Here is a 26,434-nt window from a genome sequence, read left to right on the forward strand (position 1 = left end):
GCGCCCAATAGTATGATTTTTAGAATTGATTGCAATTAATACAGTTCAGCGCAATAAAATAATTTAGTTTTTCAGATCTTTTCTGGATTAGTCGGCTAAAAACTGGCATTATAATCTAAATTACTACAATAAATTTAGCCAAGGCGGCAATTTTTTGTAATGGCTCTGCTTGAGCTGAATATATTGAGGCAATCCGATGGCCAGGTTGCTAAATCAACCAAATGCCGTCCGGGGCGGGAATGTCGACAGAATTCTCTATTCGCAGGTACGTCGGGCACAAAAAGAGGCCGCGGCTTTTCAGCCGCGGCCTTGCAAGTTTGATGCTGATGACTAATTGCCTGTCACACGCGTGATCGCTTTGTCGATCGCTTCGACAATCTTGTCCAGATCGGTTTTGGTGCAGATGAGTGCCGGACTGAGGCACAGTGTATTGTTGTAGGCGTCGAAGCTGCGGTTCGTCGCGCCGATCAGCACGCCATTGGCCATGCAATCGGCGACAATGCTCTGAGTGACGCTTTCATTGACCGGTTCTTTCGTCTCGCGATCCTCGACGAGTTCCAGTCCGCAAAACAGCCCCTTGCCGCGGACGTCACCGACAATTTCGTGTTTACTCTTGAGTTCCTCCAGGCGGCCCATCAGGTATTCGCCCATGGTCGTGACATTGTCGAGAAGGTTTTCCTCTTCGATAATCTTTATATTTTCCAGCGCCGCTGCCGGACCTGCCGCGCAGCCGCCGAAAGTGGAAATATCACGGAAATAGCTCATCGGATCGGACGGGTCCGATTTGAACTGGTTGAATACCTCCTCGGTGGTTACCGTGCAGGAGATGGCGGCATAGCCGGAGGCCACGCCCTTGGCCATGGTCACCATGTCAGGTTTGATGCCGTAATGCTGGTAGCCGAACCAGGTGCCGGTGCGTCCAAGTCCGCAAACGACTTCATCGATATGCAGCAGGATGTCGTACTTCCTGCAGATTTCCTGAACGGTTTCCCAGTATCCCTCGGGCGGGGTGATGACACCGCCGCCGGCCGTGATCGGTTCCAGCACGATGGCGCCGACCGTATCCGGACCTTCACGCAATATGACGTCCTCAATGGCTTTGGCTGCCCTGATGCCATAGTCCGAGCACGAGCCATATTGCGAGCGGTATTCCAGGCAGTGGGGAACTTCCACGAACCCGGGCGTGAACGGTCCGTACTGGTCCTTGCGCTGGTTTTGGCCGGTGGAGCTCAAGGCGGTGATGGTGGTGCCGTGATAGTCGCGCTCGCGGTAAAGGATCTTGTGCTTTTTGCCGCCATATTTGTTGTGCGCAATCTGCCTGACGATCTTGTAGGCCTTTTCATTCGCTTCCGACCCTGAATTGGAAAGATAGACGCGGCTCATGCCGGGCATCTTTTCAATCAGTTTTTTGGCGAAAAGTGCTCCTGGAACGTTGCCGGCGGAGTTGGCAAAGTAGTTGAGTTTAACGAGCTGTTCCCTTACGGCATCTGCAATGCTCTCGCGGCCGTATCCGACATTAACCGTCCACACGCCACCGGAAACGGCATCGAGATACTCTTTGCCGTTGGCGTCCCAGACGCGCATTCCCTTGCCCTCAATAATGACCAGCGGATCCGATGTCTCATAACGCTTGTGCTGGCTGAGATGGTGCCAGACATGGGCGCGGTCGCTTTCAACGACTTCGCTGAAGTCGTTGCTGCCAAGTGATATGTTCATTGCTCAACTCCCGACAGGGCTGCCCGGTGCAGGGCAGTAGGCGCAGCCCGATTGCCAAAGTTCTGGTGTGCTTCATAAATCTGAAGCTCGTTCCGAATGCGCTGCTCGGTGATGCGAACTTCAGGCTCCGGACACCAGTGTTGCGATGACAGTCTCACGCAAGGGCGCTACGGCGATAGCCCCAGATAGCGAAGCTTGATGACGCCAGATCTTTGCACCGCCGGCGCCGCCTTTATTCACCGATTCAAACCGCGTACCATCCGTTGGTGACCGATCTTTTCAAAAAATCAACGATCACCCGAACTTTGTAGGGCAGATAGCGTTTGCTGGGATAGACGAGCCATGCGGCCGCCTGGGCGTGGCCGCCGACAATTTCATGCTCCGGCAGCACATTGACGAGTTCACCGGACAATAAGTCCGCTTTGACCATCCACTCCGGAAGCAGTGTCGGGCCAAGCCCACCGCGCGCGCATTGGCGAAGCGCTAAAACGGAGGAAATTACGATATCTCCATCGACCGGCATGACTGTTTCCCTGCCGGTAGCGCTTCTTGCCACCCAGTTGTTGCTGACCGATGGTGTGCGGAGCAGAAGACAGCGGTGCTTGACGAGATCGATGGGGTGGTTGATGGGACTGTGTTTCTCGAGATATTCCCGGCTTGCGCAGACCAGATATCGAGAATCGAACAGCTTGGTTGCTATCACATCACCACCAATGCGGCTGCCGAGACGAACGGCCAGGTCAACACGGTTGGCAACAAGATCGATCTGGCTGTCGGTAAGGTGCAATTCAAGCCTCAGGTCCGGGAACTCTTGCCGCAATTGCGGCAACAATGGCACCAGGCACAACTGGCCGAAGGCGATGGTCGCTGTAATGCGCATGCTGCCTGTCGGGTGGGCGCTGACTGAAAGTGCCTCCTCCCGGGCATTGTCCATATATTCGATCAGTGTTTCCATGCGGTTCAGATAGATCTCCCCGGCCTCCGTCAGATTCATGTTGCGTGTGGTGCGCTGAAACAGACGGATTCCGAGCTCGGTCTCCAGATTGGCGATGGTGCGCGAAACTGTTGAAGGATCCTGATCGTGGTCCCTGGCAACGGCTGCGAAACTCTGCCGTTTGGCCACGTCTACAAAGAGTTTTAGTGTGGCAATATCCATTGCTGCAGAATACGCATGAATGTAGTGCCGGTCGAGCAATTTATCGTAATCACGTGTGCAATTAACTTGATTGAGGGCGGCCGCAGAACTGAGTCTCTTAATCGACCAGGATCACGTATGGATATGTATGGCATCGCGGTACACACTATTCGAGTCAAGGGCAACATTGGTGTGGTTGTTGGAAAAGCGGCGACCCGCCGGACTCTGGATAGGCTGTTAACCGCGTACGCTGCTGAAATTGTTGCCGGTAAAAAGGGCGGCGGCAACGCATTTCAGGCCATACGATTTGATTTAACCGATTGCAGAGCTTCGGTAAACGCAGTCGCTCGCAACTGTCGCTCCTTGGGACGTTTTGACAATCACTTAGATAATGCAGGGATGATCGAACCGCCCGGTACCACCGGACGGACGGGACCTGTGGCCTGGGGCAGTGATGTCAGACACAAAAGCGTCCAAACCGGTAATCGCGCCACGCTCGCGGCCCTGCGCAGGCAATCGGCCGCCGCGTTTCATATTGCTGGTTTAGGAGTGGCAGTTTGCAAAATTCAGGGTGCTGATGGCTGTGGTCGTGAACACGCGATTCCGGCTGATGGCATAAACAGGAAAACGTTGGCTGGCGGCCTGACGCTTGTCGACGGGGCCTCCGGCAATGCGCTGGCAGCTTAGTGGCCGCTCGGGGCCATGCCCAACACTTCATGTGACACGCGCCGTCGCTGGACTGTGTTTGGGAGCTACAGCGGCTTTGCCGGAGGCAATTTTTCCCGGAAACCAGGTTCATACCTCCATGCGACCACGCGGATTTAACGGCTACGGCACTGAAAAATGCAGTCATATAGCCATTAAATGCGCCTACTAGGTAAAACATCGCAATATCGATTAAACGTAATTTAAGGTGTCCGCTGTCAACCTAGGGGCTACTTTCGCGGTGTAAAATGGTGGGCGGACCATATGACACAAAATGACGACAAGCCTGATTGGAGCACGGCTCCCTGCGCTTTCTTCTGTGAATACAAGGTTTATCCGGACAAAGCCTCGGCATTCGAAGCGCTTTACGGTTCAACGGGGGAGTGGGCACGTCTGTTCCAATGTGCCGAAGGCTATCTGAGAACCGAACTCCTTCGCGACCCGGACGATCCTTCTCGGTATCGTACGGCCGATTACTGGCAATCCCGTGAGGATTTCCTGACCTTTCTGCGGGACTATTCTGAGCAATATGATTCTCTAGGTGTCAAAAGCTCCGGTCTTGCCAGCGAGCAGACCAACCTGGGTATGTTTCTGGCCGAAGCCTGAATAGACCAACCTCACAGGGCAATTTCGCTTTGGCTTCCATACGTCGATAGAGGACGGCTGCAATTGCTGAATAACCGTGGAGAGAACCTGCACGGGGTCATCTGTTCAGGAACTCGATTTCAATAAACGCACATTCGAATGTGTTGCCGTTCATGACGTCGTGTTCCACGCCCAGTTCGCGAAAATAGGGCACGCCGTTCTGCATCGGAGCCCTAACGCGTTCGCCGTTGCCATTGTCTATTTCCAACGTTCCGTCAAACAACGGCACCACGACATAATCATATTCATGCCGGTGCCATCCGGTGTTGTCCCCGCGTTTGAAAAAGCGCCATTCGGTCACCCGCGTTTTATCGTTCTCGATCAGTACCGTACCTTTTGCACTGCCCGATGGCGTGTTGCTGCACATAGCCGATAGCTCCTAATTGCATTGCCTTTAATGTTCGTCTTCGCACAGCGAATGATCCGACAGGGCGCGTATCACATAACAGTCTTTCACCGTACCCGCCTTGCAGCCGCTTGCAATGCGCGACAATTCGGATTCGAGACGCTGAAGTTGGGCGATACGTTGGCGCACGGACGCCAGGTGTTCGTTGGCTATCTTGTCGGCCTCCGCACAGGGCGTTTCCGGATGTGCATTCAACCGGATCAGGTCGCGAATTGCGTCTATGGAAATACCGAGGTCCCGTGCGTGCTTGATAAAGCCGAGCTGGTCGAGTTCGTTTTTCGAATAGCGGCGCTGATTGCCTTCAGACCGTTCGGGCGCTTCGATCAGTCCCATTTGCTCATAATAGCGGATGGTCGGAACCTTGACGCCGGTTCTGCGTGAAATCTGGCCAATCGTAAACAAATGAAAGTTTCCTCTTGAAGCTATAGCAGCTAGAGACATTATCTATGTCGCAGCAATTCAACAAGAGGTGGCAAATGGGTGCCTGCTGCGGACACAATAACAATGCATTCGATGGCATGTCGGCCGATTACAAACGCCGGCTGTGGCTGGTGATAGGCCTGAACGCCGCCATGTTTGTGGTTGAAATAACAGCCGGTCAGATGGCTGGCTCCAAAGCCCTGCAGGCCGATGCGCTGGATTTCTTCGGCGATGCAATGACTTATGGCATTTCGCTGGCTGTCATCGGATCCTCCGTTTCCGTCAGAACTACCGCGGCCCTTGCCAAGGGCATAAGCCTTATGCTGATGGGGCTTTGGGTGTTCGGTTCGACGGCCTGGCACGTGTTTTTTATCGGCGTTCCGCTAGCGCAGGTCATGGGCGTCGTCGGCGCCCTGGCTTTGGCGACGAACCTTGCCAGCGTTCTGCTGCTGGTCCGATACAAGGACGGCGATGCCAATGTGCGTTCGGTATGGCTGTGCTCGCGCAACGACGCGATCGGCAACATAGCGGTTATGTTTGCCGCGCTTGGTGTATGGGGCACCCAGACCGGATGGCCCGACCTGATCGTCGCGTCAATAATGGCCGGACTGTTTCTTACTTCATCTGTACAGATTGTCCGGCAGGGTCTGCGCGAGAGATTTGCCGCGCAGGCACATGAAATGGCGTGACAAATGGTGTGCCGGGTTGTTGCCAAGCCGACCTTTGGAGAGGCCGGCAGCAAAAAGACAGCAAGTATTTTATAATTAAATCAGCGATTTATAAGGGATAGGTGAAATCGCCGCCCCATTGCCTGATAATTCGCCTTGATAATGACGCGGTTATGTGGGACTGAATCGTATCGAGTTTCGGCCCAACGGTATGGCCGCAGCGCCCAGGATGCATTCCACGCGCCGCTTCCCCCCAGATCCAAGATTTCGATACACAAAAGCAGGCGCCTCGCGCCTCAAACACTATACTAAGTCCCGAAAGGACATTCTATGCAGAACGGAACTGTAAAGTGGTTCAACACCCAGAAGGGTTTTGGTTTTATCCAGCCTGACGACGGTGGCAATGACGTATTCGTGCACATCAGTGCAGTTGAACGCGCTGGCCTGCGCCAGCTCGACGACGGCCAGAAGATTGCCTTTGAAGTCGTCGCTGACAAGCGCACGGGTCGCTCGTCCGCCGATAACCTTCAGGCTCTTTAAGCCAACGAATTTCCGGACGCCGGGCTCTGTGAGCCCGGCGTTTTTGATTCAGCCCAGTGATGCGAATGCCGCGGCATACTCCACACGTCCCGATGCGCTCGGCAATTCATCATCCGCAAGGGGCATAGCCATCAGATATGGTCCCGCATAGGGTGACTGAAATCCCTTTGCCATTTCGGTGCTGAAACCGAAACGCCGGTAATAGTCGGGATCTCCCAAAACGAAAACACCACTGCATCCCTGGTCTTTTGCCATCTCAAGCCCACGGCTGATCAGCGCCGCTGCTATGCCTTGGCGCCGGTGAGCTTCGGAGACGGAGACAGGCGCAAGCCCGAGTGCGGGGAAGGGGGCCTGCATGTTCGAAAATGCAATATGGCCAACAATTTGCTGGTCCTTGACAGCCACCAGCGACAGGACAAGATCACCGTCCTGCCTCAGCCGGTCAACTAGTCTGGCTTCGTCATCGGTTGGGAACGCCCCGCTATGCAGCGTGTAAATGGCGTCCCGGTCGGCCGGCTTTTCAAGGCGTATGATCATATCGGCAGCTTCATCTGATTGTCGCAGGGCTAGTCTTTCGCCGTTTTCGGCGCGCTGTACTCTTCTATGAAGTCCTGAAAAACCTGCTCCAGTTTTTCAGGATCGGCGTATCTGTCGAGGTTCTCCAGAAGAACGACCAGCAGATAGTTGTTCCCAAGTCCCCATTTGGCGTTAAGGGAACGCAGTTTCGCGTAGGCGTCTTCGGTCAGCCCGGCATTGAAGCGCTTTGGAAGCGGCAGTCGTTTGGCTGTCATGGATACATCCTCAGATCACATTCACTTTGTCCTAATTCCGGCCCTTTCGGGTGATTTTCTTGTGCGACGGCATGCAACGCCGCGCAAGTGAAAATGCCATGCAGTGACAGGATCAAACATACTTGCACGGATTTGCGTGCCCTCTAGTTAGACATTAACGGCTGCCTTGTATCCAGTTGATTGTCTGTAGCCGTTCGTGTTCACTGATTTTAGCGGGTGCGGAATTTGTACCGTGTGTCTGCGCTCCAGATAGCTGCAACTCTCAGAAGGGAGAACAGGGTATGACCAACCTGAGAATAGGCGATACCGCGCCCGATTTTGAAGCAGAAACCACACAGGGAAAGATCCGCTTTCATGAATGGCTGGGCGATTCCTGGGGCGTCCTTTTTTCGCATCCGAAGGATTTCACGCCGGTTTGTACCACTGAGCTCGGCTACATGGCGAAAATCAATCCGGAATTTCAAAAGCGCAATGTCAAGATCATCGGGCTGAGTGTCGACCCGGTCGACAACCATGCCGAATGGGCCGCCGACATCGAGGAGACGCAGGGCTTTATGCCGAACTATCCGATGATCGGCGACACAGAACTGAAAGTCGCAAAACTGTACGGCATGCTGCCGGCCGGGGCGGGAGAGACTTCGGAGGGTCGCACGGCAGTCGACAATCAGACGGTTCGGACGGTTTTTGTGATAGCGCCGGACAAGACGATCAAACTGTCCATTTCCTATCCGATGAGCACCGGCAGGAACTTCAACGAAATCCTGCGGGTCATAGACTCGATGCAGCTAACAGCGAAACACAAGGTGGCGACACCGGTGAACTGGGAAGACGGGGACGATGTGATTATCGTTCCAGCGGTTTCGAACGAGGAAGCCGAAAAGCAATATCCTGAAGGCTGGAAGACGGTGAAACCGTATCTGCGGATCGTACCTCAACCGAAATAGCGGTTACGGATGAAAAAGCGGCGGCGTCTTGAAAACGCCGCCGCTTTTTATGCCGGTTGCCGCCCGCACCGGCAAGACGACCTCAGGCAGCGATGGCTTTTGGACTGGTGCCTTGTGCCGCATGAACCTTCAGCACGGCAGGGTCCGCCGCCATGCGCTGCATCAGCGCGTGAATATTGCGGTATTCGCTTGTCGGCTTGGCAAGACCGTATCCCCATGATGCCATCGCGTAGAGAAAGGCGTCGGCTACAGACCGCTCATCGCCGACCAGCCACTCACGCCCTTCTAGGTGATCGTTGATAATGGTGAAGGCTTTACCCACCAGAATGTGCGATGCATCCTTGACCGATTCATAACCGTTTTCGTCGGTCGTAAACCGCATCGGCATGAAATGAGGCCAGAAATAGGGATGCAATGTGCCACTCAGGAACACCAGCCAGCGGTGTAGCTCCTGACGGTCTGCGTCTCCCGTTTTGGGGGCCAAGCCCAGCCTGCGGGAACCTGTCTGTCAGATAAAGCAGGATTGCGGCACCCTCTGCCATGGCCGTGCCGTCGGCCACCAGCGTCGGTACAACGCCGGCAGGATTGAGCATGAGGTATTCCGGCGATTTCATGCCCTGAAAATCGAGATGCTCGACTTCAAAGGGTGCGCCGGCCCATTCGAGCGCGATGTGCATGGCGGTGGCGCATGTGCCGGGGGCTGAATAGAGTTTCATTTTCTTGTTCCCTGATGTTTGAGAGGGGCTTACCAGGTGGTGTCCGGATCGACCTTGAAGAGATGCTCCATGAAGATGCGTGTGACCTCCTTGAGCTTGTCGGAACGCGCATGGTCGCGCTGAAGTTCCGCCGGTACGACATTCCAGGTGATCGGCTCGACGCCGGCCTCGATCATCCTGCGCATACCGTTTTCGTGGGAAAGCTGCGTTATGCTGCCGACCGTATCCTCGGGCACGTAGACGTCATAGCCGGATTTTTCGGCTTCGATGGCGGGATAGGCAAGGCACACATCGGTCCATAAACCGCCCATGATCAGCTTCTTCCTGCCGGTTGCCTCGACGGCTGCAACGAATTCCGGTTCTTCCCAGGCGTTGACATTTGTACGGTCGATGAACACCGCATCGGGTGCCAGCTTGCGCAGCTCTTCAATCATCGGGTTGTAGCCGTTCAAGCCGACGGCAACATGAGAGAAGATGATCGGAATGTCGTAAAGAACGGCGGTTTTGATGAGGCCGGTGGTGTTGTTGATCAGCTCCTCATGGTCGATGTTGCGCACGCCCTGAAGGATAGGCGGCTGGTAGTCGATCAGGATCAGGGCGGCATTTGACGGCGACAGGAACGGATCTTCCTGCGCTGCCCGGTGCGGTCGGCCCTGATATCCTTCCGGATAGGTGGCCACGCCGTTGACGGTTTTGATTTCAATCGTGTCCGCTGCGCCAACCGCGACAGGAGTGAGTGCGCTGGAGAGCGTCAGCACGGCTGCAGTGAGAATGTGGATGGGTTTCATTGTATCGACCTTTCATTTCTGGACGGGTTACGACGGGTTGTCTTCGACATGCTCTTTGATGAGTTCGGATACGGCGGGGCCGGGGCCGACGAGCTCGAGCACGTTGCGGTCCGGGTCGCGGATAAAGATGGTCTTGGTGCCGCGGAAATCCCTCCGGCCGGTGATGGCAATGCCGTTTGCAGCTACGAAAGCCTCAGTATCTTCGGCCGAAGCGACCTTGACTGCGACATGGGTGATGCCCGGATATTTGGCGCTTTCATCCATCAGCACGTTCTCGCCCTTGCGTGCGTCGGCCGGGCCGAGAAGATTGAAGTTGATGCCGCTTGGATGAACCATGACCAGAGGGTGGCCCTGTTCGAAGCCGCCATCGGCAATCAGCTCGAAGCCGAGCAACCTGTAAAAGGCGACGGACGTGTCACGATCGCTTATGCGGATACCGATGTGATCGACATTTTGCATATCCAGCATTTTCAGCTCCTGTTTCTGTTAGTGGCGTTGCGGCGAGGTGGGCTTGCCATTCCGACGGGAGCTAATTTAGACTATTGGCAAATGGAGTTTAATAATCCAGATGTAAGGTAATTAATTCCAAATGGACAATAATAGAGACTTGTTCGACGGCATGGCCATATTTTGTGCTGTGGTCGATGCCAACGGATTTGCCGCAGCGGCAGAGCGCCTCGGACACTCCGCATCCCATGTGAGCAAGGAAGTGGCCCGTCTGGAGGCGCGTCTGGGTGCGCGCCTGTTAAACCGCACGACCCGCACGTTGAGCCTGACAGATGTCGGGCAAACCTATTACGAGCAAGCACACAGAATTGTCGAAGATGCCAGGGAGATCAGAAACAGCATATTGAGCATTGGCGATAAGCCCATGGGTCTTTTACGGGTCAGCGTGCCCGTCAGCTTTGCGCGAAATTATCTTGATGGCTGGCTGCCGGAATTCATGCGGACCTATGGCGATGTCCGTCTGCATGTCGAGGCAAGTGACCGAATGGTCGATGTCGTGGCAGAAGGGTTCGATGTGGTTGTTCGGGCCGGGCGGTTGGACGACACCGGATTGATTGCGAGAAAGCTGATGATGTCGCGGCTTTTGACCGTCGCTTCGCCGCAATATCTGACCCGCAATGGTACACCCGACACACCCGGAGCCCTGGTTGACCACACGCTGATCGATTTTTCATATCGAAAGACGGCAACGGTGTGGGAATATGGCCGGCCCGGCGCCAAGAAGGTGTCAGTGTCCGTTTCGCCGCGGCTCGTGTGCAACAGCGCCGACACTGAACTCGCGGTCGCACTGGCCGGTGTCGGCATCACCAGGCTGCCCAGCATGGCGTGTGAGCGTGAATTGGCATCCGGTGCGCTTGTTCCGCTCCTGACACGCTTCGAGGAAGAGCCGATCGGTGTTTATGCGATCTATCCCAGCCGCACGCATCTTGCGGCCAAGGTCAGGGCTTTTGTCGATTATCTTTCCGACAAATGCAGCAAAGCGGCGCCAACGGACTAAGCGGGTGAAGACCCGCAGGGTTCCGCAATTTGCAAATATTAATCATCGAAGTATGAACACTATACCCACACTATATGCGCAGGGTGTTTTTCGCTATACTGGCGGTTGCAAAGGGGCGATTGCAGTTCACATGGATATTCTGGAAGTAAGAAGACAATATAAAAATTCCTGATTTCCCGGTTTTCGCTCCTCATCGATTGGCTTGCATTCATGCAGCCAAAGGACGGGCAAGACAAAAGCCCGTAGGGAGAAAACCATGGATCCCGTAGTCAATAGCCTGTTTGACAATGCCGCGACAGTACTCGGATTTGGGTTCCTGGGGCTGTCGATGATCTTTGTCGTACTTGGCTACATGAACGTCAAACAGATCGTCAATCAGCCCAATCCCAACGAAAGGGCCGTTGGTCTGAGCCGGTTTTTCCTGAAGATAGCCCTGGTATTCATGCTGTGCGCGGGCCCGCTGCAGTGGATCACTCTGGCGATTGAAAAATACACGTCGGTTAGTGAGGTGCAGCTTCATATCACCATGACCCACCCCGAATGGGAGAAGGCCTATGGCGATATCTATCTGGTCCACAAGGGTGAGACCCATCCGCTCGTGAACAAGCCCTATAGGGGTGTTTACGGCCAGGATGACGAAATTCAGCTCAATGCGGAAAAGGTGGCCGGTGTCATCCGTAAAATACAGGCGCAACTCACCGTGGTTGCTTCGGAATCGCGCCGGACCGCAGGTGGCCCCGGAATATTTGCGGACGGGGATACAACGGAGCAACCCGCACCACCGCCGCCTGTCGATGATATTCGTATCCTGAGCGGAGGATGACCTGATGAAGATGCGGCATTTGACTCCAATTGCGTTGGCTGTGGCTGTGCTTTCGTTCAGTCAGGCAGCCGCCCAGGATAAGTTCGGACAAACGGTGCCGGCCGCCCTTGAGAAAAAGGTCCTCGAGGCACGCCAGATGCGGCTTCCATACCGTAAGGAAGTTTACGACCCGAAGGAATCAGCCCGAATGCTTGAGGAGGTGATTGCTGTGAAACCGGACTATTACCGGGCGCATTTCAATCTGGGGCTGACCTACCATGAGCTGGACGATTATGAAAAATCCACCGAGTCGTTTGACAGGGCGATCAAAATACAAAAAGAGCAGGGCATCGATGACGCCACGTTGTTCAATACCGCAGGCTGGGTCAGTCTCAAGAACGGCGACTTCAGGCGGGCGGAACTGCTGCTAAAGCGCGCGGAGACAATGACAAAGGGAACCAACACCTATACGGAAGGCGCTGTCCACGGCAATCTCGGCCAGCTCTATTTCCTTACGCAGCGTTTTGACGAGGCGCAGCGCCACCTGACGATTTCACGCGACGAATTCGGTTCAAAGGAATCTGCATATTATCTGGATCTGATCGACAAGACGCAGAAGGTCCTTGTTATCCAGGAGCAGCAGATCATGAAACGCCTGAAGACACGCTAAAGGGCTGCGCGGGTTTCATTTTGCACGGCCCCTAGACTAGTTTAATGCCTGTCGCGGCCTGGTTGCGTTCTACCAGCCCGTGGTTTTGAAATGGACGTCCGCACCAGTATTTACGGGCTGACCGCCGGAAAATTCGCGTACCTTGCCGGCAAACTCACTGAAATAGTCGCGCGACTGGAGCGTCTTCAATGTGTCTTGAGTATCCCATCGTCCCCAATGAATGCGGGTTTCTCCATCATCGGCAACAGACACCTGGTAGGTGAATTTGCCGGCAACTTCGCTATCGGCATTGATCGCGGCGATGAACGTTTCCATGGCCGCCCGCCAGGCATCCTCCGGACCGGAATATTTGTAGGTGATTGTAATACCGCGCATGGCTTTCTCCCTTAATTAACAAGAATATTAAATAGCAGGTGAGGCGGAAGGCAAGCCTTTTCAAGGAAGGCTTCACACCCTCCTGACACAGCTTGTCAGGAGGGTGTTGCTTCCTATCCCTTGTTCAACACGTTGCGTATCGAAGCAAGATGCTCGTCCCAGCCGGCGTCCAGTGCCATCATCAGGCCGAATGAAGCGTCGACTTCGGCGAGCCCGGCATGCTCCATGGTCAAGCGGGTGCCGTCACCGGCATCGTCAAGTATCCAGGTCACCGTTGTCATCGCCCCGTCGAGAGGGTGTACCGTGAACGAATAGACCAGCTTTGACGGCTCAACTATCTGCAACACAGTGCCCCAGCACAATTTGGCATCGGTGCCGTCATCAGTTTTGCCGAACAGCGAAAACTCCTCGCCCTCCCGCAGATCGCCGTCACAGGGGTGGAACCATTGCGCGAGCTTTTCCCTTTGCGTCAGGAATGCCCAGACGGTCTCGCGCGATGCGGCGAGGAAAACAGTTTTGGTGATGGTCGCATTAGTCATGACTTTTCCTTTCGTGGTCCTCTACGGCACGTTGCAATTCAAGCAGCCTGTCGTCCCAGAAGCGGTTGAAATAACCCACCCAGTCGGCGACGGATTTGAGCCCGAGCGGTTCAAGCCGGTTGATCCTTTCCCGGCCCTGGGCACGTACGGTGATGAGATTTCCTTCTTCAAGGATGGTGAGGTGCTTTTTGACCGCCGCGCGGGTCATCGCAAAGTTGTCCGCGACCTCGGCTATGGTCATGTCGCGCGAACTCAGATGCATGAGAATATCGCGCCTGGTCGGGTCTGCCAGCGCCCGGAAGGCGCCCTGGATGTCACTGTTCATTTTTCTACCGGCAGAAAATCGAAACTGCCGTCCTGATAGAGAAAAGTCACGCAATCCGTTTGCGAAACGCATTTGCTGATGTGGGGCAGATTGGCAGGTATCTTGTAGAAAGAACCCGCAGGCAATAACCGCTCGTCGTTTTGAACTTCGCTGACGCCCACATGGATGAGTGTCCCGGATATCACGACACCGAACATATTGGCGCTTTTGGTATGCGGCGGGCTGACAAGACCCGCCGGCAGGCGAACCATGGCCATATAGGCCTCTTTGAAGCGGTCTCCCGATAGCGGTGCAAATGCAACGCCTTCCGCCGTCGTCTCCCAGTCGAGAGCGGTTACCGGCATATTGGTTATCGGCTCCGCCATGGCGATTGACGTCGAGCAGGCTGCTATCGTCAACAAAGCTCCAATGGCCGTCCGGGTTCTTCGTAACATCAAATCCTCCATATGAAACCAAAAAGTATTATTTAATATGATACCTTTTGGTTTCATGTCAAGCATGCTATTGAATGGAGAGTGTCAGCTATTGCCTAGAGCGCGACGAAATAGCGAATGATCAGTGCATTGGCGAGGTCGACAAAGAAGGCCGAGACCATGGGCAATATGATAAATGCCAGCGGGGCAGGGCCGTAGCGCTTGGTAACAGACGACATATTTGCAATTGCAGTCGGTGTGGCGCCAAGCGTAAATCCCGCAAAACCCGAACTCAGAACGGCCGCCGTATAGTTGCTGTCCATCAGCCTGAAAAACAGGAAGACGATAAACAGGCTGGTTCCAAGCACTTGAAGAATCAGCACACCGATCAGTGGACCGCCCAAACCGGCAAGGGTCCACAACTGCATGCTCATCAACGACATTGCCAGAAATACCGACAGCGAATAATCCGATATCACGGCAAGCGCCCGTGTTCGTGCGGGCCAGGGAAGGTTCGGAAACAACATCGGCACCGTGTTCGATATAGCGATTGCCACAAGCAGGCAGGAAACGAAAAGCGGCAGCTTCAGACCGGCGGAAGCGATTGCCTCATCGACGACGTACCCGATGATGATGGCGATGTAGATCGCCAGTATGGAGCGCATAATGCTGATGTGATTGACGGCGCCTGCCTCCAGACCGTCGCTCTCATAGGGCAGGCCTACCACCGGCCCGCCATCGGCTTTCGCCTCCAATTGATGCCGGTCGATCAGATATTTTGCGATCGGTCCGCCGATAAGCGCGGCGCAAACGAGCCCCAGCGTCGCCGATGCAATGCCGATTTCTGCGGAGGCCTCGAACCCCGTTGCAGCCTCGATTGTCGGCCCCCAGGCAATAGCCGTCCCGTGGCCACCGATAAGAGAGGCTGAACCCAAGAGTACGCTGACCGGCCGGGGCAGATCGAAGGCCAGCGTGCCGAGAAGCCCCACGCAGTTTTGCAGGATGATAAAGGCGATGGTGACGGCAAGCAGTATACCGAGCATGCGCCCGCCCGCCACGAGATCCGAAATCCGCGCGTTCAATCCGATTGTTACGAAAAAGACAACCAGCAGTTCATCGCGTGTCGACAGGTCAAATGCGATCTCGACATCAAACAGTGAATAGGCAGCCCAGGTGATCAGCGCTGCCGCAAGTCCGCCGGCCACGGGTTCAGGGATGTTGTAGTTTTTCAGCACCGCGACTCGGCGTGTCAAAAAGGCTCCGAGGAAAAAGACGATTATACCGGCTGCCACGGCCGGAAAGTCCGGTATTTCTATTGTATGCAACATACCGATTTCCACGCCTTGTTTCACACGTTTGCCGCCCGGAACGGCTTCGATTAGCTAGAAGCAGTGTTCGCAAAATGCAAGTGTGTTGGCAACAAGCGATACGGCCCACAATTATTGCAAGCATGATTTGGCCGGAGTTACCGGATTTAACAATGTTCGACATGTTTATTGACAATGCAGTGATGCTGTCAGCGAGATAACGGCTTGCATCAATTGCAACTTTAGGTTCTATGCCGTCTATGAGCTTAAATCGAGCACAACAGATTCTGTGGCAGACCACTTGCCGGGAGCAGCTTCTTACCTCTGTTCAAGAGGGTGATGTCACAGCCGACCTTGTTGTAGTCGGTGGCGGCTTTTCCGGCTGCTCCGCGGCGCTCAAAGCAGCGGAACTTGGTTTGAATGTTTGTGTTCTCGAAGCCGAAAGGATTGGCCTGGGCGGCTCCGGCCGCAATGTGGGGTTAGTCAATGCCGGCCTGTGGATGCCGCCTGACGATGTTGAAAGAACGATGGGGCGGGAAGCCGGTGAGAAACTCAACGCTGCGCTTGCAGGCGCGCCTGACCTGGTCTTTTCACTGATAGATAAACACCGGATCGATTGCGAAGCCGTGCGCAACGGAACATTGCACTGTGCCCATTCGGCTGCCGGGCTGCGGGACATTAAAAGCCGCTACCGACAGCTTGAGAGCCGCGGCGCGCCGGTGACGCTGCTCGATCCGCTAGATACGGCAGCACGGACCGGTTCCTCGCGGTTCCAGGGCGCCCTGCACGACGCACGTGCCGGAACCATACAGCCGCTTGCCTATTGCACCGGGCTCGCCCGGGCAGCGCAACAGGCCGGTGCGAACATCCATACAAACAGCCCGGCAACGCATATTGAACGGCAAGGTGATCAATGGCTTGCGCACACGGCGCGCGGTACAGTGACGGCAAAATACCTGCTCGTTGCAACAAACGCCTATCATGTCGAAGCACAGGGGGTACCCGCACCGGCCTTTGTGCCCGTTCATTATTTTCAGGTGGCAACCGTTCCGCTGGACGATGAGAACCGGGCCGCCATACTGCCCGAACTTGAGGGTGGCTGGGATACGGCCACGGTTATGTCATCCTTTCGCCGGGATCAGAATGGCAGGCTGATCATCGGGGCTGTGGGATCGTTGGACCATTCAGCGGCGTCTATTCACCGGGACTGGGCACGCAGCAAACTGTCGCAGCTGTTTCCGCATCTGAAGGATATTCCGCTGGAGTATGTCTGGTGCGGCCGAATAGCGATGACTTCGGACCATATCCCGAAAATTGTACGCCTCGGTGCGAATGCTCATATGATTTACGGTTATTCCGGCCGCGGTATTGGGCCCGGTACTCTGTTCGGCTCGCGGGTGGTGTCGGCGTTTGCAACCGGCAATGAGGAGCTGTTGCCGATCAAGCCGGTGGACCGGCACGAGGAACGTCATGTAACGCTGAAGGCGGCCTACTATGAAACCGGAGCCTGTCTTGCGCACCTTGTACGATTTTAGGCAATCAGCCGGCATAGGCCGATCGTCGGTAGAGAAGCGCCAGAACCATGACTGCGATCAGGCCAAGAAACGACATTAGACCGGCACCCGTTATCGCCAGATCATAGCCGCCGATCTGCCACAGCCACGCACCGGCAAAAGGTGCGATTGCAAAACTCGCCAGGTAAGGCATGGCGAGCAAGCCCGAAATCGATCCGAAACCTTTTTGCCCAAGCGTTTCGGCAGTGACTACGGGCTTGAGGATATTGGTCAGGCCATAGGCCGATCCCTGGATCGCCGCAAAAGCAAAAGCGAGGATTGGAGATGCCCCTGCATAGACCAGAAGCAGGGCCGCCACGGTGATGCCGCCGAAACAGACCAGGGTCATCGTTACGGCACTGATACGGTGTTCAACCCGCATAAGGGCCAACCGGCCCGCCACCTGCATCGGACCTATGACCGAAGCAACCGTCACTGCCAGTGCTTGCGTCAGGCCACGGTCGACAAGGATCGGTATGATGTGATTGAGCAGAAGGCCATGGTTCAGCCCGATCATGGGAAAGGAAAAGGCCAGCAGCCAAAACGCCGGTTTTCGGATGGCTGTTCGAACGGCAGCCCGGTTCGGCTCTGCATGTCCGACTTCGGGTGCGGCCATTTCTTCACGATCCAGGATCATGGCTCCGGCAAACATGAGAGGCGCTCCAACCGCCGCAACTGCCAGGGCGAAGACCAGTATTGCTCCACGCCAGCCGAAGCTCGCAGCAAGCCAGGCGCCTGCTGGAAATGCGATGGTCGACGCAAACCCCGCGCAAAGCGATATCCGGGTAATGGCGCCACGTGCTGCGGACCCCATTGTTCGGGTGACGAAAGCGAAGCAGGGCTCGTATAGGCTGGCTGCCTGAGCAACGCCGATCGCCGCCCAAATCGCGATGAAGGCTGTTTGGCTGTTTGCCGTTGTCAGCAGTGCCAGTGCTCCGGCACCACCGAGCGAGCCGGCGGTCAGCAGTAATTTGCCGTTGCCCGCGTCAATGACATGGCCGGCGACGGGAGATAAGAGTGCGGCAACCAGAACTGCAGCGGTGAGTCCCAGTGCCAGATCGGTTTTTGCCCAGCCTAAACTTTCTTCCCACGCTAGAAGCAAAGCAGCGAAGCTGTAGAACAGACCCGCCCAAACGATAGTCTGCCCGGCGGCCATCAGCCACACGGCCAGCCGGGCGCGGCCACTTGCGGCCGCCGCATAGTCAGTTGGTGAGTTCATATGGTGCTATCACAGCAGCTCAGCTGATCAGTTGGAAAATGATTCCCGACACAATAGCACCCACAAGCCCCAAGCCAAGATAACTTGCAAAAACGCCGCGCTTTACCAGCGACAAGACGGCGGCCATCGCCGGTATTGAGCTGACGGCTCCTGCCACCATGAAGGCCATGGCAGCGCCGGCGCTCATGCCTTGTTCCATCAGACCGGCAAGCAGCGGCGGTGCAACGTAACCGTTCAGATAGGCGGGCATACCTACAAATGCAGCGGTTGCGATCGACCCGAAACCATTGCCTCCAACGGCTGCCACAATCAGCGAAGCCGGAACATAAGTGACCAGCAGTGCTTCAAGAACGTAAGCCAGCGCCAACCATTTAATCAGGAAAACGGCGTTTTCCGTGAATTGATCGCGGAACACGGTTCGCCGGGATTCCTGCTTCCAGAACGCCCATACCGGCTTGCCGTCGAAAGGCGAGGGGCCGCGGCTGCATCCTGAACTTTCACGAACCCGCAGCGGGTTGGAAAACAGGCCGCCAGCCATCATCGCCTTGATGGAAAATCCGCCAAATATTCCGAGGGCAACCGCTGAGAGCGCCTTGCCGACAGCAAACGGCCAGCCAAGAGCGCTAGCCGTGATAATCAGTGTCGGTGGATCAACAAGCGGCGATGACAGCCAGAAGGCCATGACCGCAGACAGCGGCGCACCCAGTGTCAGCAACCCGGCTATGAATGGGATGACTTCGCAGGAGCAGAAGGGCGCAAGGCCGCCGAGCAGGGCTGCGAAGAAAATCATACGCGTTTCGCGCCCTTCGAATGCGCGCGCTACATAGGCTTCCGCACCGGCAGCTTTCAGCCAGGCGATCATAATGACGGCGATGACTATATAAGGGAACGTGCCCAGAAAAGCCCTGAGCGCGAATTGCGTGACGGGAAAGAAGTTTGTCCCGTCTAAAGCAAGAACCAGCAACGGCGCGACGACGACGACGCTCCAGGGCGTTGTCAGCCATTGCTTGAACCGTCCTGCATTGGGTGAGGTTGCCTGTGTGATGTCCGTCATGCGCCGATATCCCGTATTGCCCGCGTCGAAACGCAGATTATCAATAAAACTATAAATCTAGTTATATAGAATTAATACGTGTGTCAAGCGGTGCTCAGCGCGCTTTTGGCTTGGCCAGCCCAATCCGGCGGCGGGTGTACCGGTTGCTTGGTTCCAGATTGTCGATGACGAATTGGGCGGCATCCTCATAGGATATGGTCATTTCGCGAACATGGCGCATTAGAGCCAATGAAAGTGCCGCTTCCGGCATTCCGAAAGTGTACCAGGGACGCTCGAACGGCCATTCGTCAATTGATACCCGAAGGTCTGTTCGCGCTTTGCCGTCCGGCAATGCAACCATCGGTCCGGGGCAGAGCATGGAAAAGTCGAGGCTGCTTTCCATAACGCGGTCGAAATTCATCTTGTGGCTTTGGTAGAGTGGCGGAACCATGGACAGGTCCGCTCCCATGACCTTTGTTCCCGGAACATCAAGCGCGGCTGCGCCGCCGAACAACCACAGACGGCCGCCGTCTCCAAGAACAGCCTGTGTTTGTGTCACGATCCTGTCGACGAGCTCGACGAAAGCTTGCCCATCCGCAACGTTGCCTGCAGCGTTGATCACTGCAGCGTGGCCGTCAATCGCTCCAGCCACCGCCCGTTCGTCGGCAATATCGCCCGCCATGACGGATAGAGCCACCGGCAGATCAGATCCGCACTGTTCCCGCAGCATTTGCGGGTTTCGGACGAAGGCTGTCACGGTGTGGCCGGCGTCAAGTGCACACCGCATCAGGCGCTGGCCGCAATTTCCTGTGGCGCCGAAAAGGACGATCTTCATGGCCGCAGGCCGGGTAGTTCTTCATCATCGGCAAAACTGCTCAGGATGGGGCAATCCGGCCGGTCGTCGCCGCGGCAGGCTTCAGCCAGATGCGAAAGTTCGTGGTGGAGCAGCTGAAGTTCCTCCATCTTCATTTCGATTTCACCGATACGCTGCAGGGCGAGTTTCTTGACCTCACGGCTCGGGCGCTCGCGGTCTTCATAAAGATCTAACAGTTCCCGGCATTCGTCGACGGAGAATCCGAATGCGCGGGCGCGGCGTACGAATATCAGTTTCTTCAACTCCGCATGGCCATAGAGCCGATATCCCGACTGCGACCTGGCGTCCGGTTTAACCAGGCCCACATCGGCGTAGTATCGCACCGTTTTTGTCGGCAGCCCCGATGCCTTTGCCGCGTCTCCGATCATATACATAAAACACCTATTAACCTTCCTGTAGCTGGAAGGATTGCAGATCACATAGATAAGGTCAAAGGAAAACTGGAACGAGTTTCGCCGACACCATTTCCGGCACAAGTTGGCTTAGCAATCACACCTGGCGGCGCATCCATCAACACGATGTGGTGTCTCATCGGCTGTTCGATCGGCGACATGCGCGATCTTGTTATTTCAGCTCACCGGCATTCCCTGGCCGATCCTCGAGATAATTGTGCTTGCTGCGCAGATATTCCGTACAAATAAAGAATTCACTGGTTTCAGCCCGTCCAACTCGTGGAGTGCAGACAACCGGAACGCAGAACAACAATGAGAGTTGTATCCTGTACCTTTCAAGAGCCTGCATTATTTGCAAATATATATGCGTGTCACAACTAGATCCGATTTGGGATGGATCTACTCGAAATGACCAACAAAAGCTGAAGGAAAATCGTCAAAGTACTGATTTGGGGTGGGGGATTTCGAATAATGGCGAGAACCGCTCGAGCTGATCTGACTGCTGCGGGGACAAGTTTGGTGCTTGTGTGTGCCGCGTGGGCTGGTAATGCGCTCTACGCGCTTGGCGTACCCGGTGGCTCCCTGAAATATTGGTCTCCGGCATTGGTTGCAGGTGCAATGATCGCCTTTCTGATCATTCACGGGCGCCGTTCCGAAGGCGGCAGGGGGCTTTTCATATTTGTTATCAGTGTATTCGTAATCGGCTGGACCTTCGAGACGGTCAGCGTGCTTACCGGTTTTCCGTTCGGCAACTACCACTACACCGAGATCATGGCACCGTTCCTCGGCCACGTTCCGATTTTCGTCATGCCGGCCTATTGCATAATGGGTTATGTCTGTTGGTCATTGGCACGTATTCTGCTTTGCTGCGTGAATGACCCTTCGGATACTATAATGCGATACGGCGTTCCCGTGGCCGCCGCGCTGCTGATGGTGTTGTGGGACGCATCCATGGACCCGTTGAGAGCGACGGTCGAAGGCCGTTGGATCTGGTTGGACGGCGGACCACATTTTGGTGTGCCGCTTGTTAATTATTTCGGCTGGTTCTGCGTGACCTGGATGATGTTCCAGCTGTTTTCCATCCTTCGCGAAAGAGTGGCTTCAGCAGTGCCGCACAATCAGCAGATCTCTTCCCGGCTGTTCTGGGTGCCGGTGCCGCTCATGTATCTGGCCTTTCCTGTTGAGTATGTTCTCAATCCGCTGGTTGCAGGAAGCCGCGCGGAAGCCGTTCTGGTTAATGGTGCCTCCGTTCCGGTAGCCGGCATATATTCGGATATCTCCATGCTGACTGTCCTGACCATGGTGCCGGTTGCCGTTGTAGCGGTTTTCCAGTTGCTGCGCCCGCGCACCTTACTATTGCAGACGTCACGCCAGGACACCGGTTCATTCGCGCGGAGGCGCCCGTGACATCAGATCAGCTCAGATTACGCGCGTTATCGATCCTGGACAGAATTGGAGGAGACTGGGACGCGTTCGACGCCTTGAGCGACGAGCCGGGCAGACGGGTTCATTCGCTGTTCGCCGGTCTGTACCGGTGCACGACACAATCCTGGTTATCGCATCTTACCGCGCATCCCAATCCTGCATTTGCATACCTGGTGATCATCAGGTTTTACGATTTGTACAGGAAAGTCACTGTCGCGATTTCAGCAAATGATACTCAAAATTTGCCTCATTATTGGCGACGTTATTTCAACCTGGCAAAAAGCCAGACGATCAAGACCCCGATCTCACATCACCTGGTTCTGATTTCTCTGGCCACCTGGGCACACACGCGCCATGACCTCGCGATTGCCGTTAGGCAGGCCTATGAAGACTACAAAACGCAATTCGGTGAAAAACCAGATCTCGAGACCTACAAATCGTCAGTAACGGGCGGCGAAACAGGAGCTGCGTTTTGTGAGGCCGCTCTGGATTTCATTGAAATTCATCACCGCGCGCAGATTGGCTGGCGCCACATTGTTTTAGGTTTCTACAGCGCAAATATTAGGATTTTGCGGTTCGTCTGGCTGCCGGTATTCCAGTCCTGGCGAAAGGCTGCATGGAACGATGCCTGCTCATGGATTGAAGCTGGCACGTCCCGCAAAACGGTCAGCGTGCCCGGAAATCCCGGATGACAAAACATCCCTGTTTGGCGCTCCCGGGTCTCGACCAACAGCACCGGTAACCGCAGGCCTGCCAAACGACACCGGCGATCAAGTGCGCCACCAGCTTTTGGCTTTCAATATGACAGCCGGCAGAACGATCAAATCGGCGAAAAGCGCAAGAATCAGAATCACCATCATCAACTGGCCAAACAAGCGCACCGTTTCAAATCCGCTGAACATGGTGATGCTGATCCCGGCCACAAGAACCAGCGTTGTGGCGGCAAGCACCTGTCCCACCTTGGATACCGTGTCCTCCAGGGCGACGGTTGGGGGCTTACCCAGTCCTTTTTCAATATTCAGGCGATTGAGGAAATGGATCGTATCGTCGACAGCAACCCCGAATGCCACGGTCATGGCTAGACCAGCAGGAATTGTCATGTGCCCCGCAGTCAGAAGATGCAGAAACGCGCCGGTCACCAGGACCGGTATGAGGTTGGACAGCGCAATCGCAGGCAGCAGTGACAGGCTTCGAAAAGCAGCAGCAACAATGAGGATCGACAGCATGGCGGCGGCTATGATCGATTTCATCAACTTGTCGATGATATCCGGCCCGGTGGCGCGGGCAAGCATAGGTATTCCGACGACCCGCGTCGCGCCGGCACTCCTGACTGCGGTTTCCAGCCGGTCGAACAGTTCAGTGTTTTGTGACGAGCCGTTGGGGTCTGGAACAAGAGTTGAGATGTAAGCGAATCCTTCCTCCATATTGCCCGCCCGGGCGAGGAGCGAAGGCGGAAGGTCGGTCAGCATACGCTGATCGACGGGAACATCGGGTCGGCCGAGCGCTCTACCGATCGTGATGGCCGAAAACACGCTGCCCCTGCCAAGCACGCTCTCCGCCGCCTCATGGACGGAACGCAATTGCAGCCACCCTGAGTTCGTTTCGAAGGAAGCGCCGGGTGCCGCTTCAATTTCGATCCACAGGTTGAGAACGCCGCCAAACTGTTTCTCCGCTGCAAGTGCCGTATCGCGCACCGTGCTTCCATGCGGCAGGCTTTCAAAAACGGTAAAGCGCGGGCTGGTTGTCACTGTTCCGACGATGCCGACGAGCAGAATCGCAACGCCTCCCATGATAACCGGCAGGGGCCGCTTCAGCAGAAAGCCGGTGGCGTTGGACAGAAGAAACGGAATGCGGCCTGGCGCGCTTGTCACCAACGATTGTGGTCTGTTCTTGAGAAAAGTGGTCGCGGCCAATGGGAAGACTGTAATTACCGCGAGGAAAGCGATGATCGTTGCGCAAGCGCCGAGAACGGCGAGTTGCGTGAGTGCGGTGTATCCCGTCGTCGCCAAAGTTAAAATCGCCACTGCCGTTGTCACCGAAGTCAGGGCACAGGCAGGGCCTATTCGACGTATCTGAGCTTCGATCTGTTCCGTTATGGTCTGGTTTTCTTTGCCGCCGCGCCGCAGCCCGAATACGAGATGCAGGCTGTCCGCGAATGAAATAACAAGCACAAGAACCGGGACAACATTTGTAACGACGGTAATCGGTATTCCCGTGAGGCCGGCAAGGCCGATTGTCCAAAGCAGTGCAAATCCGCAGGGGGCGAAGGCTGCAACGGTGTAACGCCAACTTCGAAAAAGCATGAAACCGACGGCAAGCGCCAGCACCGCTCCTCCGCCGTTGAAAATGATCTGATCGCGCACGATGGCATCGGCAATTGCGAAGCGCATTTTCTGCTGACCGGTCGCGCTGATCGCGAGGCTGGAGGTACTGAATGTGCTGGTGGCTTTGTCAATCGCTTCGGTCAGGCGGCGCAAGGCTTCGCGGCCCGAAACATCGGCTTCGGGAATGACAACCATCATGATTGCCCGGCCGTCGTCGGATATGGCACGTGATAGCGCCAGCGGATGCGCGCGGACGGCTCTGATGACCTCCTGCAGGGCCTCGTCGGTCACATTTTCGGGGACGAGACGACTGCCGACGGATCCGTCCGGCCGGATTTCGGCGAGGGCATGGAGTGAAAACACCGCTGCGACCCCGTCAAGCAGTTCCAGTTCTACGTGAAGATCGCGCAATCGGTTTATATCATCGGCGTCAAGGGGCCGGTCGGCTTCCGCAAGGACGAGAATGTCATCAACGGCGGAGCCTTTTCGTGCGATCAATGCCGAAAGGTCCGCGTAGGCGGGGTGGGCGGATTTATAGGAAGCGTTGATATTGTCATCGAATTCGGCGCGGGCCAGGCCGAACAGGGCGAGCACCGACAGCGCGATTACAACGGCAAACGCGGTTCGCGGGTTTTGAACGACAAGGATACCCAACCGGTCTAGCCCCAGACCGATTGAGGAAGACCCCTCCAATTCTAGGCGGTCCCGGTCTGGCATTTTCTTCGCGTGATCTCGAAGTGAATCGGACCGTTTGGCCGCAGCGTTCCCCGCCAGACCGGTTCAGGTGTTTTGGTTCCGACAAAGGACAGCTCGAACTGTCGAAGGATCGAAACAAGTGTGATGACCGCGACGAGCTCGGAAAATTGCCTTCCGACGCACATGCGCGGACCGACACCGAAAGGCATATAATAGCGGTTGTTGTCGAGACCCTGGCCACCTGGCAAAAAACGACTGATGTCAAATAGATTTCCGTTGCTCCAATACCGATCCGTCCTTTGAAGCGCCCAGACATTGCCGATGACAAAGTCGCCCTTCCTGATCGGAAACCCGGCAATGATGTCGTTGTCCAGGGCATAGCGCACGATACCGGGCAGGGGCGGATAAAGACGCAGCGTCTCGCGCATCGCCGCCAGGCACACGGGAAATGTGGCCGGCCATTCCTGCGGTGGCAATGTATGTCCGCTTGCGATGGCTTCCTGTCGCACAGCCCGCATAGCCGATGGCGATTTTGAAAGAAAATAGAGTGTCCAGCAAAGGGCGTTGCTTGTCGTCTCGTATGCCGCGCCCATCATGGTGCCGATATTGTCCAGCACTCCTGAACGTTCTTTTTCAGGAAGCATGCCCGACCGCGCATGACTGCAGTAACGGGACAAAAGGTCGTCGGGTGCGTCGCAGCCGTTCTCGATCTGGCTGGCCCGCTGCTGATAGAGGCGATCCGTGTCTGCTCTCAATTTACGCGCGTTCCGGCGTGTGGAACGTTTTAGAAAACGCGGCAGGCCGTGCGGCATGCGCATGATATCCATGAAATCGACCCGCAGCGCGTTGGACATATATCGCTCGTTGGATCGGATGATGGAATTGAAGGAGCCGTCATCGGAAAGCGAATAAAGGCACCTCATGGAGCATGCGAAAGTGATTTGCGCTACGAGACGCACGAGATCACAACGCTGCCGGTCGGGCTGATCGTTGCAGATTTGAGCAACGACCTCCTCTATTTCGGTTGCGTAATTGCAAAGGTGTCCGGCATCAAGAAAAGCAGCTCCCGTTTTTCGCGCCTGTTTCCATTCTTCTCCCTCGACTGTGGCCATGCCGCGTTCGAAATTGCCTTTCAGAAGAAGCTTCCGGATCGGATCGAGCCCGTAGCGGTTCCTGTTCGACGAAAAGACGTGCCGGATATAATCCGGATCGCCTAAAAAGACGGCACGCTTGCCGAACATCCGGTTGGCGATGATCGGTTCGCTGTAGTGGTCATGTGTCAACAGCGCTACGGGATTGGCGTAAAGATAGTACAGCGTTGCAGCGGGATTGGGCAGTTTCCAGCGGGGCGGCGGAAAAGCGGGTCTGAACCTCTCATCAGGATCGGAGATAGGTGGTCTTTGAGCCAAGCCCGGCTCGACGGGTTCGCCAATCCCGTCTCTAATCCCCCCAGCGCTGGCGCTACGGTGCCCCAAAGCAAACGCCCGTATTAATTCCATCCCATCAGAT

At 55.7% G+C, this 26,434-nt stretch carries 32 protein-coding genes; 11 read left to right on the forward strand and 21 right to left on the reverse strand.

What is annotated here, in order from left to right; translation table 11 throughout:
- Window positions 1-330: 330 nt before the first annotated feature.
- Together ABVT35_RS08615 and ABVT35_RS08620 are read right to left on the reverse strand one after the other, a co-directional pair.
- Window positions 331-1,716, reverse strand: coding sequence for an aspartate aminotransferase family protein (locus ABVT35_RS08615; RefSeq protein WP_368465888.1), 1,386 nt, complete (start codon window positions 1,714-1,716; stop codon window positions 331-333).
- A gap of 244 nt (window positions 1,717-1,960) precedes the next feature.
- Window positions 1,961-2,872, reverse strand: coding sequence for a LysR family transcriptional regulator (locus ABVT35_RS08620; RefSeq protein WP_368465889.1), 912 nt, complete (start codon window positions 2,870-2,872; stop codon window positions 1,961-1,963).
- 117 nt (window positions 2,873-2,989) lie between these two features.
- On the opposite strand from ABVT35_RS08620, the gene ABVT35_RS08625 reads away from it, so the two are divergent.
- On the forward strand, window positions 2,990-3,538 hold the full coding sequence (locus tag ABVT35_RS08625; protein ID WP_368465890.1) for a hypothetical protein: 549 nt from the start codon (window positions 2,990-2,992) through the stop codon (window positions 3,536-3,538).
- 282 nt (window positions 3,539-3,820) lie between these two features.
- Window positions 3,821-4,162, forward strand: a complete 342-nt coding sequence (locus ABVT35_RS08630) for an antibiotic biosynthesis monooxygenase (RefSeq protein ID WP_368465892.1) — start codon at window positions 3,821-3,823, stop codon at window positions 4,160-4,162.
- A 97-nt stretch (window positions 4,163-4,259) separates the two neighbouring features.
- On the opposite strand, the gene ABVT35_RS08635 is transcribed toward ABVT35_RS08630, so the two are convergent.
- Together ABVT35_RS08635 and ABVT35_RS08640 are read right to left on the reverse strand one after the other, a co-directional pair.
- A complete protein-coding gene (locus ABVT35_RS08635) occupies window positions 4,260-4,568 on the reverse strand; it encodes a cupin domain-containing protein (protein ID WP_368465893.1) in 309 nt (102 codons plus the stop codon).
- Window positions 4,569-4,595: 27 nt separating this feature from the next.
- Window positions 4,596-5,009 (reverse strand): helix-turn-helix domain-containing protein, encoded by a 414-nt coding sequence (locus ABVT35_RS08640; RefSeq protein ID WP_368465894.1) that lies wholly within the window; start codon window positions 5,007-5,009, stop codon window positions 4,596-4,598.
- A 74-nt stretch (window positions 5,010-5,083) separates the two neighbouring features.
- On the opposite strand from ABVT35_RS08640, the gene ABVT35_RS08645 reads away from it, so the two are divergent.
- Window positions 5,084-5,716, forward strand: a complete 633-nt coding sequence (locus ABVT35_RS08645) for a cation transporter (protein ID WP_368465895.1) — start codon at window positions 5,084-5,086, stop codon at window positions 5,714-5,716.
- A 309-nt stretch (window positions 5,717-6,025) separates the two neighbouring features.
- Entirely contained in the window at window positions 6,026-6,235 is a 210-nt protein-coding gene (locus ABVT35_RS08650; protein WP_368465896.1) for a cold-shock protein, read from the forward strand.
- A gap of 48 nt (window positions 6,236-6,283) precedes the next feature.
- Here ABVT35_RS08650 and ABVT35_RS08655 read toward each other — a convergent pair whose 3' ends face one another.
- Together ABVT35_RS08655 and ABVT35_RS08660 are read right to left on the reverse strand one after the other, a co-directional pair.
- Window positions 6,284-6,772: a GNAT family N-acetyltransferase gene (locus ABVT35_RS08655; RefSeq protein WP_368465897.1), complete on the reverse strand. Its 489-nt coding sequence runs from the start codon at window positions 6,770-6,772 to the stop codon at window positions 6,284-6,286.
- A 29-nt stretch (window positions 6,773-6,801) separates the two neighbouring features.
- A complete protein-coding gene (locus tag ABVT35_RS08660; protein WP_368465898.1) occupies window positions 6,802-7,026 on the reverse strand; it encodes a hypothetical protein in 225 nt (74 codons plus the stop codon).
- Window positions 7,027-7,307: 281 nt separating this feature from the next.
- Here ABVT35_RS08660 and ABVT35_RS08665 point away from each other — a divergent pair, with 281 nt between their 5' ends.
- The gene (locus ABVT35_RS08665) at window positions 7,308-7,970 is read left to right on the forward strand and encodes a peroxiredoxin (RefSeq protein ID WP_368465899.1); all 663 of its coding nucleotides are present in this window, start codon (window positions 7,308-7,310) and stop codon (window positions 7,968-7,970) included.
- Window positions 7,971-8,052: 82 nt separating this feature from the next.
- Here the strand turns inward: ABVT35_RS08665 and ABVT35_RS08670 are convergent, their stop codons facing one another.
- The 4 genes from ABVT35_RS08670 to ABVT35_RS08685 are packed head-to-tail and all read right to left on the reverse strand — an operon-like array spanning window position 8,053 to window position 9,942.
- Entirely contained in the window at window positions 8,053-8,358 is a 306-nt protein-coding gene (locus tag ABVT35_RS08670; RefSeq protein ID WP_368465900.1) for a glutathione binding-like protein, read from the reverse strand.
- The gene (locus ABVT35_RS08675) at window positions 8,321-8,686 is read right to left on the reverse strand and encodes a glutathione S-transferase N-terminal domain-containing protein (protein ID WP_368465901.1); all 366 of its coding nucleotides are present in this window, start codon (window positions 8,684-8,686) and stop codon (window positions 8,321-8,323) included. The genes ABVT35_RS08670 and ABVT35_RS08675 overlap by 38 nt, the downstream gene beginning before the upstream one ends.
- 29 nt (window positions 8,687-8,715) lie before the next feature.
- The gene (locus ABVT35_RS08680) at window positions 8,716-9,474 is read right to left on the reverse strand and encodes a hydrolase (protein WP_368465902.1); all 759 of its coding nucleotides are present in this window, start codon (window positions 9,472-9,474) and stop codon (window positions 8,716-8,718) included.
- A 27-nt stretch (window positions 9,475-9,501) separates the two neighbouring features.
- Entirely contained in the window at window positions 9,502-9,942 is a 441-nt protein-coding gene (locus ABVT35_RS08685; RefSeq protein ID WP_368465903.1) for a VOC family protein, read from the reverse strand.
- Window positions 9,943-10,063: 121 nt separating this feature from the next.
- Here ABVT35_RS08685 and ABVT35_RS08690 point away from each other — a divergent pair, with 121 nt between their 5' ends.
- From ABVT35_RS08690 to ABVT35_RS08700, 3 genes are all read left to right on the forward strand, one after another.
- Entirely contained in the window at window positions 10,064-10,978 is a 915-nt protein-coding gene (locus ABVT35_RS08690; protein ID WP_368465904.1) for a LysR family transcriptional regulator, read from the forward strand.
- A gap of 256 nt (window positions 10,979-11,234) precedes the next feature.
- Window positions 11,235-11,801 (forward strand): hypothetical protein, encoded by a 567-nt coding sequence (locus tag ABVT35_RS08695; RefSeq protein ID WP_368465905.1) that lies wholly within the window; start codon window positions 11,235-11,237, stop codon window positions 11,799-11,801.
- Window positions 11,802-11,805: 4 nt separating this feature from the next.
- On the forward strand, window positions 11,806-12,450 hold the full coding sequence (locus ABVT35_RS08700; RefSeq protein WP_368465906.1) for a tetratricopeptide repeat protein: 645 nt from the start codon (window positions 11,806-11,808) through the stop codon (window positions 12,448-12,450).
- Between the two features lie 69 nt (window positions 12,451-12,519).
- Here ABVT35_RS08700 and ABVT35_RS08705 read toward each other — a convergent pair whose 3' ends face one another.
- From ABVT35_RS08705 to gltS, 5 genes are all read right to left on the reverse strand, one after another.
- Window positions 12,520-12,825: a hypothetical protein gene (locus ABVT35_RS08705; protein WP_368465907.1), complete on the reverse strand. Its 306-nt coding sequence runs from the start codon at window positions 12,823-12,825 to the stop codon at window positions 12,520-12,522.
- Window positions 12,826-12,938: 113 nt separating this feature from the next.
- Window positions 12,939-13,364, reverse strand: a complete 426-nt coding sequence (locus tag ABVT35_RS08710; protein WP_368465908.1) for an SRPBCC domain-containing protein — start codon at window positions 13,362-13,364, stop codon at window positions 12,939-12,941.
- The gene (locus ABVT35_RS08715) at window positions 13,357-13,689 is read right to left on the reverse strand and encodes an ArsR/SmtB family transcription factor (protein ID WP_368465909.1); all 333 of its coding nucleotides are present in this window, start codon (window positions 13,687-13,689) and stop codon (window positions 13,357-13,359) included. Before ABVT35_RS08715 ends, ABVT35_RS08710 begins: the two co-directional genes overlap by 8 nt.
- Window positions 13,686-14,123, reverse strand: a complete 438-nt coding sequence (locus tag ABVT35_RS08720; RefSeq protein WP_368465910.1) for a DUF4437 domain-containing protein — start codon at window positions 14,121-14,123, stop codon at window positions 13,686-13,688. Before ABVT35_RS08720 ends, ABVT35_RS08715 begins: the two co-directional genes overlap by 4 nt.
- A gap of 95 nt (window positions 14,124-14,218) precedes the next feature.
- The gene (gene gltS / locus ABVT35_RS08725) at window positions 14,219-15,430 is read right to left on the reverse strand and encodes a sodium/glutamate symporter (protein ID WP_368465911.1); all 1,212 of its coding nucleotides are present in this window, start codon (window positions 15,428-15,430) and stop codon (window positions 14,219-14,221) included.
- 239 nt (window positions 15,431-15,669) lie between these two features.
- Between gltS and ABVT35_RS08730 the strand changes: the two genes are divergently transcribed.
- The gene (locus ABVT35_RS08730; protein ID WP_368465912.1) at window positions 15,670-16,944 is read left to right on the forward strand and encodes an NAD(P)/FAD-dependent oxidoreductase; all 1,275 of its coding nucleotides are present in this window, start codon (window positions 15,670-15,672) and stop codon (window positions 16,942-16,944) included.
- 4 nt (window positions 16,945-16,948) lie between these two features.
- On the opposite strand, the gene ABVT35_RS08735 is transcribed toward ABVT35_RS08730, so the two are convergent.
- The 4 genes from ABVT35_RS08735 to cueR form a co-directional block, all read right to left on the reverse strand.
- A complete protein-coding gene (locus ABVT35_RS08735) occupies window positions 16,949-18,181 on the reverse strand; it encodes an MFS transporter (RefSeq protein ID WP_368465913.1) in 1,233 nt (410 codons plus the stop codon).
- Window positions 18,182-18,200: 19 nt separating this feature from the next.
- Window positions 18,201-19,235, reverse strand: coding sequence for a permease (locus tag ABVT35_RS08740; RefSeq protein ID WP_368465914.1), 1,035 nt, complete (start codon window positions 19,233-19,235; stop codon window positions 18,201-18,203).
- Between the two features lie 94 nt (window positions 19,236-19,329).
- A complete protein-coding gene (locus ABVT35_RS08745) occupies window positions 19,330-20,049 on the reverse strand; it encodes an NAD(P)-dependent oxidoreductase (RefSeq protein ID WP_368465915.1) in 720 nt (239 codons plus the stop codon).
- Window positions 20,046-20,462: a Cu(I)-responsive transcriptional regulator gene (gene cueR / locus ABVT35_RS08750; RefSeq protein WP_368465916.1), complete on the reverse strand. Its 417-nt coding sequence runs from the start codon at window positions 20,460-20,462 to the stop codon at window positions 20,046-20,048. The genes ABVT35_RS08745 and cueR overlap by 4 nt, the downstream gene beginning before the upstream one ends.
- A 636-nt stretch (window positions 20,463-21,098) precedes the next feature.
- Here cueR and ABVT35_RS08755 point away from each other — a divergent pair.
- Both ABVT35_RS08755 and ABVT35_RS08760 read left to right on the forward strand, forming a co-directional pair.
- Window positions 21,099-21,887: a carotenoid biosynthesis protein gene (locus ABVT35_RS08755; RefSeq protein WP_368465918.1), complete on the forward strand. Its 789-nt coding sequence runs from the start codon at window positions 21,099-21,101 to the stop codon at window positions 21,885-21,887.
- Entirely contained in the window at window positions 21,884-22,597 is a 714-nt protein-coding gene (locus tag ABVT35_RS08760) for a DUF5995 family protein (protein WP_368465919.1), read from the forward strand. The genes ABVT35_RS08755 and ABVT35_RS08760 overlap by 4 nt, the downstream gene beginning before the upstream one ends.
- A 78-nt stretch (window positions 22,598-22,675) precedes the next feature.
- On the opposite strand, the gene ABVT35_RS08765 is transcribed toward ABVT35_RS08760, so the two are convergent.
- Window positions 22,676-24,922 (reverse strand): RND family transporter, encoded by a 2,247-nt coding sequence (locus ABVT35_RS08765; protein WP_368465920.1) that lies wholly within the window; start codon window positions 24,920-24,922, stop codon window positions 22,676-22,678.
- A 2-nt stretch (window positions 24,923-24,924) separates the two neighbouring features.
- Window positions 24,925-26,334: a cytochrome P450 gene (locus tag ABVT35_RS08770; protein ID WP_368465921.1), complete on the reverse strand. Its 1,410-nt coding sequence runs from the start codon at window positions 26,332-26,334 to the stop codon at window positions 24,925-24,927.
- Window positions 26,335-26,434 lie beyond the last annotated feature (100 nt).

It is taken from the genome of Hoeflea sp. TYP-13 (assembly GCF_040932035.1).
Taxonomy (GTDB): domain Bacteria; phylum Pseudomonadota; class Alphaproteobacteria; order Rhizobiales; family Rhizobiaceae; genus Hoeflea_A.